The organism is Budvicia aquatica DSM 5075 = ATCC 35567, from assembly GCF_000427805.1.
Classification (GTDB): domain Bacteria; phylum Pseudomonadota; class Gammaproteobacteria; order Enterobacterales; family Enterobacteriaceae; genus Budvicia; species Budvicia aquatica.
Map to the genome: position 1 here is coordinate 339,188 of NZ_ATYS01000001.1, position 14,111 is coordinate 353,298.

Genomic DNA, 14,111 nt, shown 5'->3' on the forward strand with positions numbered 1-14,111 from the left:
TGAAATAAATCATTAGGTTAACTACCTTGCTTCAGCCAAACAGTTCGAATTCACCGGCTGATTTTAGTTATTTATCTGGAGAAAACGCCGATGCGGGAATATTTACAGCAACTGCTACGCCAATTAGGTATTGATGCCACCCCATTGATTATCTTATCCATCATTCTGGTAGCAATTATTCTGCTTTCAGTATTTATTCATCTATTTCTTCATCACATTATTCTTGGCAATCTAAAAAAAGGCGATCCGGCCAAGCATAAAATTTGGCGCCGGATTTTAATTGAACATAGCCTGTTTGATCGCTTATCTTTTACCTTCCAAGGGGTGCTTGTCTATATCATTTCATCACTTTGGCTACCTTTTGAACCCGAAGTGTTAGACATTATTCTTACCGGTGCCAATGTCTGGATTCTGGTCTATGGTCTGCTTTCCCTATTCTCTTTCTTAGATACGCTATTAAGCCTGTCTCAGTTAACGAATGTCGCCAGCCATTTACCGCTGCGGGGCATTTTCCAAAGCATTAAGCTTATTGCCTCTGTATTTATTGGCATTCTGATTATTTCAATCCTGATAGGTAAATCACCGACGTTGCTCCTGAGTGGATTAGGCGCAATGACTGCCGTACTTATGCTGGTATTTAAAGATCCCATTCTCGGGCTTGTTGCCGGTATTCAACTTTCAGCCAATAATATGCTTATGATTGGCGACTGGTTAGAAATGCCTAAATATGGCGCTGATGGTGCAGTTTTAGATATCGGGCTCACCACGGTAAAAGTCAGAAACTGGGACAATACGGTCACCACCATTCCTACTTATGCGTTAATTTCTGATTCATTTAAAAACTGGCGTTCAATGTCAGAGTCGGGAGGCCGGCGTATTAAGCGCAGTATTAAGATTGATGCTACCAGCGTAAATTTTCTCTCTGAACAGCAGCAACGGCAACTGCACAGCAGCCAGTTATTAAAACCCTATATTGACAGTAAAGTTGAAGAGCTCGACAAGTATAACCGACAGCATCACGTTGATTTATCCGTATTACTCAATGGGCGGCGTTTAACTAATTTAGGCACATTACGGGCTTATATTTGTGAATATTTAAAGGTTCATCCGGGCATTCATAAGAAGATGACGATGATGGTCAGACAAATGGAATCTGGTTCTGATGGCATCCCGTTAGAGATCTACGCATTTACCAATACCGTGGTCTGGGTTGAGTATGAAGGTATTCAGTCAGATATTTTCGATCATATCTTCTCAATAATTCCGCTCTTCGGACTACGGTTACATCAAACTCCGACCGGCAGTGATATGAGAGCAATGGTCAATAGCATCAGTGAACAAGTCCACTAATACTCTGTAAATTACTGACAGCAAAACGCCGGGAATATCCCGGCGTTTCTGTATAACAAGGCATTAGTGTATTTTCTTGTATATCCGAATAAAAAAGTCGGTATTACAATGAAATGCTTCTACCTCAGATAATTCAGCGATCAGCTTTTCGTTAGCCTTCCAGGCAAAGGGGGTCATCTGTAACAAATTTACCGCCTGTTGGCCGGATAAAACCATCGGATAGCTCAGTCGCTGCTCTTCAATCAGTGAAAATCCATCAATATTTTCAGCAATTTCTGCATGAAGCTGAGGCGTTTGGTAGATAAGCTCTTTTAACTGAAATAAATGCGCCGGAGCCGGTGTGACGGTAATAATAATCCCATCAGCACTAATGACTCGTTTAAGTTCTGAAGCCTCACAGGGGGCGTAGATGCGCAATACGGCGTGAATAGATTGGTCATCAAATGGCAATCGGTAGCTGGAAGCCACACAAAAGTGGGCTGCCGGGTAACGTTTTGCCGCCGAACGAACCGCCCCTTTGGCAATATCTAACCCATAAACACTGAGCTTATGTCTGGCATATAATGACTCGGCCAGAAATCCGGTGTAATAGCCCTCACCACAGCCAATATCCAACACTGACAGGCCAGTTTGATGTTCAGACAACTGTTTATCGAATAAGACAGCAATGGCGTCACGCAGCGGCTGGTAGTAACCGGCATCGAGAAATTGACGCCGGGCTTGCATCATCATTTGGTTATCGCCGGGATTTTTAGATTTTTTGTGCTGAACCGGCATCAGATTTACATAACCTTCTTTTGCCCGATCAAACTGATGATTGTTAGCGCACCGCCATGTCTGATTGTCCAGTTGTAAAGACTGATGACAAAGTGGACATTGATATTGCATGAGAGAACCCTGATGAGCGCATTCGATACGACAGCGTATCGATAAGTCAGCTAAGAAGTTTTGATGAAGGAAAGTATAACATTAAAGCAGCAATTAATTGTGAGGCGTGTTAGTTGTGAATATAACACGTGATTTTATGCAGAAACCTTAACTACTTCCTTTCCTCCACTGGTTGTTGATATAAAAAACTAAAATGCAATTACGTCTGTTGCAGATAGACCACGTGAGCTTTTAAATGTAGAAAATTCTACGTTCTGCCCTTCGGTCAATGATTTAGTTGATGTTGCAATGGAACTGCGATTAACGAATACATCGGAGCTGCCATCAATTGGTGAAATCCAACCAAAGCCTTGGCCTTGATCAAACCATTTTACTTGTCCCATTCTTAGGGTCATGTTGATTACCTCGTAATTTAATTATTAAATTTATCCTTTTTTTACTATGAGTTTTAAGGACATCAGCACGCAATGTGCCAAGTGTTGTTTATCTGTCAGGTATAGCAAGTTTGTCTTTCAGCACCACAAAAAAACCCGCATCAGCGATGCGGGTCCTTGTCACTAGAGGGCAAGATATAATCTAAGATTACATTTTGCTGGTCTCTATAAACGTTAATGCTAAATTAGATAGCAACAACGTTTGCAGCTGCTGGACCGCGTGGGCTGTCTTGGATGGTATATTCTACCTTTTGGCCTTCGGCTAAGGTTTTGAAACCTTCGCTAGCGATAGCAGAGAAATGTACGAATACGTCTTTGCCACCATCATCTTGCTCAATAAAACCAAAACCTTTGCTTTCATTGAACCATTTAACTTTGCCAGTTTTCTTGGACATCTTTACTTACCTTTAAATTAGTTAACCTGCCATACATCATAGGGTATAGGCATTATGGCCAGATTTTCAGAGTCATTACTTATGGAGGCACTAAGAAGATGTTCGTCTAATAAGCGAAATCAAAAGATAACGGCTTTTAAGAAGGAACTGCTTTACTCTAATGTCGTACATAAATAGGTCTGTAGCACAGGCCGGTTCACATTTACTCATAATGGGACATATAACGCAAGTGTTTTATCACTCTTTTGGGTAAACAAAATACGTTGTACCACTCAACTGCTTATAATTTGATTAATAAAGAGATCTCTCACCATTCGGCCGGGTTTTAAAGCGACGGTGAAGCCACATATAAAGTTCCGGCGCTTTGAGGATTTCTGCCTCAACCACTTTATTCATAAAAATAGCCGCCTTGATAGGATCATCAGTCGGAAATCCGGTTGGTGGTTCGGTCGTCAGTACCGTATACCCGCTACCGTCTAGATTACGCTTCGGCGTAAAGGGGAAAATAACCGGATCGGCCATACGCATTAAGATGCTGGTGCCGATGGTTGTTGCCGCCTCTGGAACGGCAAAGAATGGCGCAAATACGCTGTTACGCGGGCCGTAGTCATGATCCGGCGCATACCAAAGGATTTCACCTTTACGTAACTCACGGATCATCCCTTTCATATCGTGGCGATCGATAAAGTATTTATTTGAACGACTTCGCCCCCAAACCTGAACCCAATCCATCAGCTTATTATTGTGGGCCCGATACACACCAACGCCGGGGTTATACATACCATAAATACGCCCACCCAATTCTAAGGTGAGAAAATGGATTCCAACCAGTAATACGCCTCGCCCGTCAGCCCTGATGCGCGACATTATTTCCAGATCGTCGACCTTACACCATTTTTTAATCCGTTTGTCTGACCAGAACCACGCCATTCCGGTTTCAAATAACCCCATCCCGACGGATTCAAAATTTTTCACGATCAACGCTTCTCGCTCCTGTTCAGGCATATCAGGAAAGCAAAGCTCTAAATTTCGTCGGGCAATGTGCAAACGGCGCTTTAAAAAATGCATTGATAATCGGCCCAGCCTGGTTCCGATAAAATAAATCACCGGATAAGGTAACTGAACCAATAAATAGAGTGAGCCTAACCCAAACCATGTAAGCCAATATTTAGGCAAAAAGAATGAGTAACTAAACTTAGGTGGTTGAAATTTTGACATTCGCGTAGTGATTCTCTAGCTGCAATTACAGCATTAACAAATTTCATATATCATTGATCAATCGGAGAAATAGATAGACTAATGGCTAATTTATTCAAGCCAACTGATGCAACATCGCGCATATTCTACGACATTAAATAAATAAGCAAGTTCTTATCAATTTGAATATTTCATATTTAGGTAATCAAAAAGTGCTTTATTTTGCTCATTTTACGACAAATGAGGCCCATTGTTTAAACAACTCAACAGCACCATGTTTACCTCAACTCAGTGCTGAAAATCGCGGCTCGATAGCCGCTAAAATTAACCGTAGGGTAACGGTGTTCAGCGGTTCTTGACCATTTCATTACCGGCACGGGACATATTACACTCAGTAAAAACACCCGGCCCATATATTGAGTGGTTGATTTATCTTAATAAAGACGAAATAAAGTGATTGTCACCCCCCTTTTTCATATCAGTTTATGACATAATTTGCCCCTGCTTACACCACGCCCAGCGCGTATGTTGATATTAATCCATAGGATCGTGTAAAGAGATGGCCTCTATTCATTTAAAACCGATTAATGAAGTTGCACAACGTTACGGCATAGCACAAGAATTTCTCATTCCTTACGGTCCCAGCATCGCTAAAATCGACCTATCACTCATAAAGCCTCAGGCCCCAAAGGGTAAATTGATTCTGGTTTCCAGTATTACCCCGACGCCGCTGGGCGAAGGAAAAACGGTAACGACTATCGGGCTGAGTCAGGCGTTAAACTTTATTGGTGAGTCGTGTATTGCCTGTATTCGTCAACCAAGCCTCGGGCCGGTGTTTGGCGTAAAAGGCGGAGCAGCCGGTGGTGGTAAAGCGCAAGTGTTACCCATGGAGAAACTCAATCTCCACCTGACCGGTGATATTCATGCTATTACGGCAGCCCATAACTTAGCCGCCGCCGCTCTGGATGCGCGGCTATATCACGAACAGCGTTTAGATCGGCAATTCACCGAACAAACCGGGCTACCTCGTTTAAATATCGATGTAAACCAGATCTTATGGAAGCGCGTAGTTGACCATAACGATCGTGCGCTGCGTCATATCACCGTTGGTGTCAATGGTGGTGTCAATGGTGTCGAGCGTTCAGATGGCTATGACATCACGGCGGCTTCTGAATTAATGGCTATACTGGCCCTATCGGAAAGCCTGAAGGATATGCGCCAGCGTATTGGCCAGATTATTTTAGCCCATGATATTCACGGCAAGCCAATTACCACAGAGCAGTTAGAAGTCGCGGGTGCCATGACGGTATTAATGAAAGATGCTATTCAGCCAACGTTAATGCAAACCAGCGAAAACACGCCGGTACTGATTCATGCAGGCCCTTTCGCTAATATAGCTCATGGAAACTCGTCGGTTATTGCCGACCGAATAGCGCTTCAACAGGCTGACTATGTTGTCACCGAAGCCGGATTTGGTTCAGATATGGGTATGGAGAAATTCTTCAACATCAAATATCGCCAGTCAGGCATTGCGCCCTCTTGCGTAGTGTTGGTGGCAACCCTGCGTAGCCTTAAGGCAAATAGCGGCAAGTTTGATATTAAACCCGGTCAGCCTTTACCGGCCGAAATTGCTAACAGCAACGTTGAGTTACTTGCTCACGGCTGTAAAAATTTGGGCTGGCATATTAACAATGCTAAACGCTACGGTTTACCGGTTGTAATTGCGATTAATCGCTTCCCGACAGATTCAGATGAAGAGCTGGATTATCTGCGTAGCTTCGCCCTATCCTGTGGCGCAGACGGTGTAGAGATTAGCGATGCCTTTGCTGCCGGAGGTGAAGGTACCGCTAAATTGGCTAAAGTAGTGACGCAGGCCTGTCAAAAACAACATCAGGTAACTTTGTTATATCCTGATGAAATGTCACTGACTGATAAAATAAAGGCTATCGTTAACACTTATGGTGCCAATAACACCCTATTCACACCGGAAGCCGTTTCTCAGCTAACGCAGCTGGAAAAGCTTGGGTTCGGGCATTTGCCGTTATGCATTGCTAAAACACCGCTATCGATTAGTGCCGATCCGACGCTGAAAAATGTCCCTGAGAATTTTGACGTCACTATTTCGTCTTTTAAGGTTTCTGCCGGGGCGGGTTTTATTCGCGCTTATGCAGGAAACATCATGACAATGCCAGGTCTGGGCACTTTGCCAGCCTACAGAAACATTGATATTGATGATCAAGGTGAGATCGTTGGCCTGAGTTAATCGATTTTTTCAGTGATTTCACTACCTCTATGTAGGTAAAACAGCGATAAAACGCAATAACCTTACACTTGTAGTGTTGTGGTTCAGCCGCCAATTATTGATAATATGGCGGCTTCTTTTCTTTTAGGCATCAAGATGAGCGATTATTTGCTACTTTTTGTCGGCACCGTTTTTGTTAACAACTTCGTATTAGTTAAGTTTTTAGGCCTATGCCCGTTTATGGGCGTATCCAAAAAGCTTGAAACTGCAATAGGAATGGGATTTGCAACGACATTTGTGCTGACGCTGGCGTCAATTTGCGCATGGCTGGTAGAAAACTATATTTTAGAACCGCTGGGGTTAAGCTATTTGCGTACTCTGGCGTTTATTTTTGTTATTGCCGTGGTCGTTCAGTTCACTGAACTCGTGGTGCGTAAAACCAGTCCGGTACTTTACCGGTTGCTGGGCATTTTCTTGCCGCTAATAACCACAAACTGTGCTGTATTAGGCGTAGCCTTACTTAACGTTAATCAGTCACACAATTTTATGCAATCCACCGTATATGGTTTCAGCGCAGCCGTTGGATTTTCATTTGTGATGGTATTATTCGCCGCGATTCGAGAGCGTCTGGCCTCGGCTGACATTCCCGCGCCGTTTAAAGGCTCCTCTATAGCCCTGATTACGGCAGGCCTTATGTCACTGGCATTTATGGGTTTCACCGGGTTGGTAAGATTTTAATGTTGTTATTGTGGTCCAGCGTCATTGTACTGACATTACTCGCTTTAATTAGCGGAGTTATTTTAGGCTTTGCTGCCCGCCGCTTTCAGGTGGACGCCGATCCGATCGTCGATACCGTGGAAAGTTTGTTACCGCAAAGCCAGTGTGGCCAATGCGGCTACCCCGGCTGTCGCCCCTATGCTGAAGCCGTCGCTAATAATGGCGAAATGATTAATAAATGTGCGCCGGGGGGCGAGGCCGTAATGCTAAAGCTTGCCGATACGTTAGGTATTGAACCTCAACCTTTGGACCTTTCCACAATGGAAGTTAATCCGGTTCGGAAAGTGGCATTTATTGACGAGAGTAATTGTATTGGCTGTACTAAATGTATTCAGGCTTGCCCTGTCGATGCCATTGTCGGATCAACCCGTGCAATGCACACGGTAATCACCGATCTTTGCACCGGCTGTGACCTTTGTGTTGATCCCTGTCCTACCGACTGCATAGAAATGCGGCCAGTACCGCAAACGACAGCAAACTGGAAGTGGGATTTACACGCAATCCCGATACAGGTCATTGAGACAAATTCACATGTTTAATCTGTTTGCTAGATTTAAAAAGAATCCTATTTGGGATTTTGATGGCGGTATTCATCCTCCTGAGATGAAAGACCAAACCAGCCATATTGCTGTCAGACGGCCTGCTTTACCTGAATACTTACAAATCCCGCTCCAGCAACATTTGGGGCCTGAGGGTGAACTACTGGTACAGGTTGGCGATCGGGTGTTAAAGGGACAACCGCTGACCAGCGGAAAAAATCGCATGCTGCCGGTTCATGCATCGACTTCCGGTACAGTTAGTGCCATTGGTTATTTTCCCAGTACTCATCCATCGACATTACCAGAGCGTGGTATTCGCCTTGAACCCGATGGCTTAGACCAATGGTTTCAACGCCAGAATATGGCTGATTACCCGTCATACACGCCAGAGCAGCTGATTGACCATATTCATCAGTCCGGTATCGCTGGACTGGGTGGCGCAGTATTCCCTACCGCAAGTAAAATTAATGGTGCCCTGACTCGGGTAAAAACGCTGATTGTTAACGGCGCCGAGTGCGAACCTTATATTACCGCTGACGACCGCCTGATGCAGGAGTACTCAGATGAACTGCTGATTGGCTGTAAAATTTTAAATCATATCCTCAAACCTGAAACTATTATTATCGGGATTGAGGATAATAAGCCTGAAGCCATTCAGGCGATCAAAGAATCGTTACAACGTCACAATGAAACGAACTTTGTTTTGCGCGTTATCCCGACGAAGTACCCTTCCGGCGGCGCTAAGCAGCTGACTAAGATCTTGACCGGTCAGGAAGTTCCCCACGGCGGACGCTCTTCCGATATCGGCGTGTTGATGCAAAATGTCGGAACGATATTTGCCATAAAACGCGCCGTAATCGACGGAGAACCGCTGCTTGAACGTATTGTTACGCTGACCGGCAATGCCATGTCAGATAAAGGTAACGTTTGGGCTTTGTTAGGAACACCGGTCATTGAGCTATTAAATCAGTTTGGTTATCAGAAACAGTCACAGCCGATGGTGATTATGGGTGGCCCGTTAATGGGATTTGCGCTGCCGGATTTGACTGTCCCTATCACCAAAATGAGTAACTGTCTGATCGCTCCGGATGAAGGGGAAATATCACCGCCTGAAGCAGAACAAGCCTGTATCCGCTGTACACAATGTGCAGATGCTTGCCCTGCGGGGCTGCTGCCTCAACAGCTTTACTGGTTTAGCCGTGGAAAAGAACATGAAAAAGCCCGTAATTATAATTTGTTTGACTGTATTGAATGCGGTGCCTGTGCCTATGTGTGCCCGAGCAATATTCCTTTGGTTCAATATTATCGTCAGGAAAAGGCTGAAATACGTGAACAGGATGAACAGGCAGAGCTGGCACGGGTGGCTAAAATTCGGTTTGATGCCAAACAGGCACGTTTAGAAAGAGAAAAAGCCGCGCGTTTACTGCGCCACAAAAAGGCTGAAACTCAGGTTACACCGGAAGATAACCAAGCCATTCAGTCTGCTCTTGAGCGGATTAAACGCCAAAAGTCTCCAGATGCTGCTGATTCAGCCCATCCGGTTATCACCGCAATTAATGGCGGTGCCTTACCGGATAACAGCGCAGCCATTGCTGCGCGCCAAGCCAGAAAGGCCCAACGTCAGGCACAGTTGGCAAATCAATCAACCTCAACCGTTGAACAACAGGATCCGCGTAAAGCGGCTTTAGCTGCTGCGATTGCCAGAGCGAAGGCTAAAAAGGCACAGCAAAATACCGACGTCACACCACCAGCCGTTCAAGATACGACTCCAGTGGACGATGCTATTGATCCGCGTAAAGCTGCGGTTAACGCGGCAATTGCCAGAGCTAAAGCTAAGCGCAGTCAACAACAGGCTGGTGTCCAAGATAAAGTAACGCCACCTACTGCTGCACCTACTGAAAGTTCCTTACCCACCGATGACCGTAAAGCAGCGGTCGCAGCAGCTATTGCCCGGGCCAAAGAAAAAAAGGCCGCCCAGCAAACGCCCGTTCAGGTTAATGAACCTCAGACTGAATCAGAATCTGATAATCGAAAAGCGGCGGTTGCAGAGGCGATTGCCAGAGTAAAATCTCGTAAGGCCATGCAACAAAAACAGAGCCGTCCTGACAGCGAACAGGCCCCAGCTCAGCAAACAAAGTTAACCACCCAATTAACGACATCAGGTGAAGAATAAATGTCTTTTCGTATAACAAGCTCACCTTTTTCTCATAGCCAGCAGTCTACCGGCCGCCTGATGCTCTGGGTGGTTTTTGCCTGTATCCCCGGAATGGCCGCACAGTGGTACTTTTTTGGTTACGGTAATATTATTCAAGTTATTCTGGCTATTGCCGTTGCTTTGTTAGCTGAAGGCATAGTGCTAAAACTGAGAAATATACCGGTTAAAGCACGTTTGGCAGATAACTCTGCGTTACTGACAGCTCTTCTTTTAGGCGTCAGTATTCCGCCTCTGGCTCCCTGGTGGGTCATTGTTATTGGTACCTTCTGTGCCATCGTTATTGCCAAACAGCTGTATGGCGGTTTAGGCCAGAACCCCTTTAATCCTGCAATGGTTGGTTATGTTATCTTACTGATCTCTTTCCCTATACAAATGAGCAGTTGGCTTCCGCCGGCGCCTTTACAGGGAACCCATATCGGGCTTATGGACACGCTCAGCATCATTTTCAGCGGCCAAACGCTTCAAGGTGACGATATCTTTAAACTCATCTTGGGCGTAGACGGAATCAGTCAGGCAACGCCGCTAGATACCTTAAAAACAGGGCTACATAGCGGCCACCGTTTAAGTGAAATACTAGGGCAGCCTATCTACAGCAATTTAGGCGGTGTAGGTTGGCAATGGGTTAATATCGGCTTCTTTATTGGTGGCCTGGTATTGCTATGGAAAAGAATTATCCAATGGCAGCTATCCTTTAGTTTCTTGCTGACGCTGACGATGATATCTACCCTCGGTTGGTTACTGGATCCCACACATAACCCGGCACCTTGGTTCCATGTCTTCTCTGGTGCAACCATGCTGTGTGCTTTTTTTATTGTTACCGATCCGGTTACCGCATCGACAACGGCTAAAGGCCGGTTAATTTTCGGCGCACTGGTTGCTGTTTTAGTCTGGCTAATCCGCAGCTATGGCGGCTATCCGGATGGTGTTGCCTTTGCTATTTTACTGGCCAATATTACGGTACCTTTGATTGACCACTACACTCAACCTCGTGCTTATGGGCATCGTTAAGGATTACTTATGCTCAATACCATGAGACGACACGGGATAACCTTGGCCCTGTTTGCAGCACTGTCTACCGGCCTGACTTCGGCTGTGTATTTACTGACTAAGTCGACCATTGCTCAACAGGCAGAGTTACAACAAAAAGTGCTGTTTGATCAGGTCATTCCGCCTTCTTTTTATGATAATCAGCTGGTTGGGGAATGTTACGTTGTCACCAATAAGGCGTTGGGTAGCGAGGCACCGCACCGGCTATTTATCGCCCGCAAAGGCGATACCCCGGTTGCAGCAGTCATTGAAACCACCGCACCAGATGGGTACTCAGGCGCAATTCAATTAATCGTGGGCGCTGATTTTAATGGTCATGTTTTAGGCGTTCGTGTACTTGAACATCATGAAACTCCGGGCTTGGGTGATAAAATTGAATTACGTATATCCCACTGGATTACACAGTTTGCTCAACAACAAATTCAAGGGGATAACGATTCCCGCTGGGGAGTAAAGAAAGATGGTGGTATGTTTGACCAGTTTACCGGTGCGACTATCACCCCAAGAGCAGTCGTTAAATCCGTTAAGCAAACGGTGCTGTATTTACAGTCGAATAAAGACCATTTTGAGTCACTGCCGCGCTGTGAGGAACCTGAATGAACGAAATAAAAAACCTGCTCACACAAGGTTTATGGAAAAATAACTCGGCATTAGTCCAGCTCTTGGGCCTCTGCCCTTTATTGGCCGTATCTTCAACGGCGACTAATGCGCTCGGACTTGGTCTAGCTACTACGCTGGTGTTGATCTGTACTAACGTTGCCGTATCGGCGCTCCGTCGTTGGGTTCCGCAAGAAATTCGCATCCCAATTTATGTCATGATCATCGCCTCGGTAGTGACTATCGTTCAGTTGCTGATTAATGCCTATGCTTACGGCCTGTATCAGTCCTTAGGCATTTTTATCCCGCTGATTACCACTAACTGTATTGTTATTGGCCGGGCTGAAGTTTATGCCGCTCAAAATCCGGTATCGCTTTCTGCGGTTGATGGCTTTGCTATGGGTATTGGCGCAACCGCAGTACTCTTTGTACTGGGCGGAATGCGTGAAATTTTAGGTAACGGTACCCTATTTGACGGAGCCGATCAGCTACTGGGCTCATGGGCTAAGGTGTTAAGGATTGAAGTCATTCATCTGGATAACGCCTTTTTATTGGCCATGTTACCTCCGGGGGCATTTCTTGGTCTGGGCTTTTTGTTAGCGCTCAAGTATGTGATTGACCAGAAAATCAAAGCTTATAAAAGCACAACTATTGAATTAACAGTCGCGACGCCGTCCGACCAAGAAGCAAAAATAACTCAGTAAGGATACCCGGTTTGAATCAGGCAAAACGCATCGAAATATTAACGCGGTTACGTGACAATAATCCCGAACCGACCACTGAACTGGCTTTTAGCAGCCCATTTGAGTTACTTATTTCAGTGTTATTGTCAGCTCAGGCGACGGACGTCAGCGTAAATAAAGCAACGGCCAAGCTCTACCCGGTGGCGAATACGCCTGAAGCCATTTTGGCATTGGGCGTTGACGGCGTGAAAAGTTATATTAAAACTATCGGGTTGTTTAACAGCAAAGCTGAAAATGTTATTAAAACCTGTCGTATCCTGATTGAACAACACGGCAGTCAAGTTCCCGAAGATCGGGCTGCTCTTGAAGCCCTTCCCGGCGTAGGCCGTAAAACTGCAAATGTTGTCCTCAATACCGCATTTGGTTGGCCCACCATCGCAGTAGACACGCATATTTTTAGAGTCTGTAACCGGACCCGTTTTGCCCCCGGGAAAAATGTAGAACAGGTTGAAGATAAACTGCTAAAAGTGGTTCCGGCTGAATTTAAGGTCGATTGCCACCATTGGTTAATCCTGCACGGCCGTTATACCTGTATTGCCCGCAAACCGCGCTGTGGCTCTTGTTTGATCGAAGATTTATGTGAATTTAAAGAAAAAACAGAATAGCCAAATAATTTTCTGTTTTATCCTCCTTCGCCCGCTGTTTCGGGCGTTTTATTTACGCTCTCATAACATAGATAGAACATCTTAAACATTCGCGTATACTCTGTTCACGAAACCTCGCTTTTATGTGCTAACGGAGAGACTCAATGAAATTATTTTATAAACCCGGTGCCTGTTCTTTATCCCCACATATCATTCTCAACGAAGCTGGCCTGAAGTACTCAATAGAAAAAGTTGATTTAGCAACCAAAAAAACGGAACACGGCGATGACTTTTTACTGGTCAATCCCAAAGGCCAGGTTCCCACTCTTCAACTCGATGATGGCAGTATTCTTACGGAAGGCGTTGCCATTGTTCAATATCTGGCAAATCGCGCCCCTGAGAAGCATTTAATGCCCGCTCACGGCACTCTTGAGTTTTATCATGCCATCGAGTGGTTGAACTATATTTCAACTGAGTTACACAAAGGCTTTGGCCCGCTGTTTAATGCACAGACTCCGGCTGAATATAAAACCATGACCAAAGAGAAATTACATAAGCAATTTAGCTATGTGAATGGCGTATTAGAAAGCCGCCAGTATATTCTGGGATCTAAATTTAGCGTTGCCGATGCCTATCTGTTTACCGTATTAGGATGGGCTCCGCACGTTAAGCTTGATTTAAGTAGCTATCCTGCCATCAATACTTATCTTGCTCGTGTTGCCGCGCGTCCGGCCGTTAATGCTACCCTTAAGGCTGAAGGTCTGAAATAAGCATCTTTAATCAGTCAGTATCAATTCATTTAATACAAAACGGGCCTTAAGGCCCGTTCAGACTGATGACAAAGTCCTAGTCAAAAGGCTAGGACTTTGATCTAATAAGGTCAGTACAAAAAATGGACTGACTACCATGCTTAGAGACGCCTCCCCACAACAATACCAGTTTGAAACTATCNCCCTTGATGAACTCGTCCCCGAAGACCATCTGGTACGCAAAATTGATGCCGCCATCGACTTTGGCTTTATCCGCGATGCTGTCGCGCACCTCTACTGCCCCAATAATGGCAGACCGGCCATCGACCCCGTTCGCCTGATTAAAATGATGCT

At 45.2% G+C, this 14,111-nt stretch carries 15 protein-coding genes; 11 read left to right on the forward strand and 4 right to left on the reverse strand.

Features of this window, described 5'->3' with window-relative positions; genetic code table 11:
* The first annotated feature begins 90 nt into the window (after positions 1-90).
* The gene (locus YWE_RS0101545) at positions 91-1,350 is read left to right on the forward strand and encodes a mechanosensitive ion channel family protein (RefSeq protein WP_029092925.1); all 1,260 of its coding nucleotides are present in this window, start codon (positions 91-93) and stop codon (positions 1,348-1,350) included.
* A 63-nt stretch (positions 1,351-1,413) separates the two neighbouring features.
* Here YWE_RS0101545 and rlmA read toward each other — a convergent pair whose 3' ends face one another.
* The 4 genes from rlmA to YWE_RS0101565 form a co-directional block, all read right to left on the reverse strand.
* Complete coding sequence (gene rlmA, locus YWE_RS0101550) at positions 1,414-2,238, reverse strand: 23S rRNA (guanine(745)-N(1))-methyltransferase (protein WP_029092926.1); 825 nt, start codon at positions 2,236-2,238, stop codon at positions 1,414-1,416.
* Positions 2,239-2,426: 188 nt separating this feature from the next.
* A complete protein-coding gene (locus tag YWE_RS0101555) occupies positions 2,427-2,633 on the reverse strand; it encodes a cold-shock protein (protein ID WP_029092927.1) in 207 nt (68 codons plus the stop codon).
* A 224-nt stretch (positions 2,634-2,857) separates the two neighbouring features.
* On the reverse strand, positions 2,858-3,067 hold the full coding sequence (gene cspE, locus YWE_RS0101560) for a transcription antiterminator/RNA stability regulator CspE (RefSeq protein ID WP_029092928.1): 210 nt from the start codon (positions 3,065-3,067) through the stop codon (positions 2,858-2,860).
* A 291-nt stretch (positions 3,068-3,358) separates the two neighbouring features.
* Positions 3,359-4,285 carry a Kdo(2)-lipid IV(A) acyltransferase gene (locus YWE_RS0101565; RefSeq protein WP_036014650.1) on the reverse strand — a complete coding sequence of 309 codons (927 nt, stop codon included), beginning with the start codon at positions 4,283-4,285 and terminating at the stop codon, positions 3,359-3,361.
* Between the two features lie 538 nt (positions 4,286-4,823).
* Between YWE_RS0101565 and YWE_RS0101570 the strand changes: the two genes are divergently transcribed.
* The 10 genes from YWE_RS0101570 to YWE_RS29360 all read left to right on the forward strand — a co-directional run.
* On the forward strand, positions 4,824-6,527 hold the full coding sequence (locus tag YWE_RS0101570; protein WP_036014652.1) for a formate--tetrahydrofolate ligase: 1,704 nt from the start codon (positions 4,824-4,826) through the stop codon (positions 6,525-6,527).
* 135 nt (positions 6,528-6,662) lie between these two features.
* Complete coding sequence (gene rsxA, locus YWE_RS0101575; RefSeq protein ID WP_029092931.1) at positions 6,663-7,244, forward strand: electron transport complex subunit RsxA; 582 nt, start codon at positions 6,663-6,665, stop codon at positions 7,242-7,244.
* The gene (gene rsxB / locus YWE_RS0101580; protein WP_029092932.1) at positions 7,244-7,822 is read left to right on the forward strand and encodes an electron transport complex subunit RsxB; all 579 of its coding nucleotides are present in this window, start codon (positions 7,244-7,246) and stop codon (positions 7,820-7,822) included. Before rsxA ends, rsxB begins: the two co-directional genes overlap by 1 nt.
* Positions 7,815-9,995, forward strand: coding sequence for an electron transport complex subunit RsxC (gene rsxC, locus YWE_RS26300; protein WP_071605808.1), 2,181 nt, complete (start codon positions 7,815-7,817; stop codon positions 9,993-9,995). The genes rsxB and rsxC overlap by 8 nt, the downstream gene beginning before the upstream one ends.
* Complete coding sequence (gene rsxD, locus YWE_RS0101590; protein ID WP_029092933.1) at positions 9,996-11,045, forward strand: electron transport complex subunit RsxD; 1,050 nt, start codon at positions 9,996-9,998, stop codon at positions 11,043-11,045.
* 9 nt (positions 11,046-11,054) lie between these two features.
* Positions 11,055-11,684, forward strand: coding sequence for an electron transport complex subunit RsxG (gene rsxG, locus YWE_RS0101595; RefSeq protein ID WP_029092934.1), 630 nt, complete (start codon positions 11,055-11,057; stop codon positions 11,682-11,684).
* Complete coding sequence (locus YWE_RS0101600) at positions 11,681-12,385, forward strand: electron transport complex subunit E (RefSeq protein WP_029092935.1); 705 nt, start codon at positions 11,681-11,683, stop codon at positions 12,383-12,385. The genes rsxG and YWE_RS0101600 overlap by 4 nt, the downstream gene beginning before the upstream one ends.
* An 11-nt stretch (positions 12,386-12,396) precedes the next feature.
* Entirely contained in the window at positions 12,397-13,029 is a 633-nt protein-coding gene (gene nth, locus YWE_RS0101605; RefSeq protein ID WP_029092936.1) for an endonuclease III, read from the forward strand.
* A gap of 143 nt (positions 13,030-13,172) precedes the next feature.
* A complete protein-coding gene (gstA, locus tag YWE_RS0101610; protein WP_029092937.1) occupies positions 13,173-13,778 on the forward strand; it encodes a glutathione transferase GstA in 606 nt (201 codons plus the stop codon).
* A gap of 136 nt (positions 13,779-13,914) precedes the next feature.
* Positions 13,915-14,111 (forward strand): transposase (locus tag YWE_RS29360; protein WP_071605810.1); only part of this gene is annotated, 197 nt, incomplete at its 3' end.

Bases quoted from the DNA above. Each gene is read 5' to 3' on its own strand.
- YWE_RS0101545 (WP_029092925.1), top strand. From the start codon at position 91: ATGCGGGAATATTTACAGCAACTGCTACGCCAATTAGGTATTGATGCC.
- rlmA (WP_029092926.1), bottom strand. From the start codon at position 2,238: ATGCAATATCAATGTCCACTTTGTCATCAGTCTTTACAACTGGACAAT.
- YWE_RS0101555 (WP_029092927.1), bottom strand. From the start codon at position 2,633: ATGACCCTAAGAATGGGACAAGTAAAATGGTTTGATCAAGGCCAAGGC.
- cspE (WP_029092928.1), bottom strand. From the start codon at position 3,067: ATGTCCAAGAAAACTGGCAAAGTTAAATGGTTCAATGAAAGCAAAGGT.
- YWE_RS0101565 (WP_036014650.1), bottom strand. From the start codon at position 4,285: ATGTCAAAATTTCAACCACCTAAGTTTAGTTACTCATTCTTTTTGCCT.
- YWE_RS0101570 (WP_036014652.1), top strand. From the start codon at position 4,824: ATGGCCTCTATTCATTTAAAACCGATTAATGAAGTTGCACAACGTTAC.
- rsxA (WP_029092931.1), top strand. From the start codon at position 6,663: ATGAGCGATTATTTGCTACTTTTTGTCGGCACCGTTTTTGTTAACAAC.
- rsxB (WP_029092932.1), top strand. From the start codon at position 7,244: ATGTTGTTATTGTGGTCCAGCGTCATTGTACTGACATTACTCGCTTTA.
- rsxC (WP_071605808.1), top strand. From the start codon at position 7,815: ATGTTTAATCTGTTTGCTAGATTTAAAAAGAATCCTATTTGGGATTTT.
- rsxD (WP_029092933.1), top strand. From the start codon at position 9,996: ATGTCTTTTCGTATAACAAGCTCACCTTTTTCTCATAGCCAGCAGTCT.
- rsxG (WP_029092934.1), top strand. From the start codon at position 11,055: ATGCTCAATACCATGAGACGACACGGGATAACCTTGGCCCTGTTTGCA.
- YWE_RS0101600 (WP_029092935.1), top strand. From the start codon at position 11,681: ATGAACGAAATAAAAAACCTGCTCACACAAGGTTTATGGAAAAATAAC.
- gstA (WP_029092937.1), top strand. From the start codon at position 13,173: ATGAAATTATTTTATAAACCCGGTGCCTGTTCTTTATCCCCACATATC.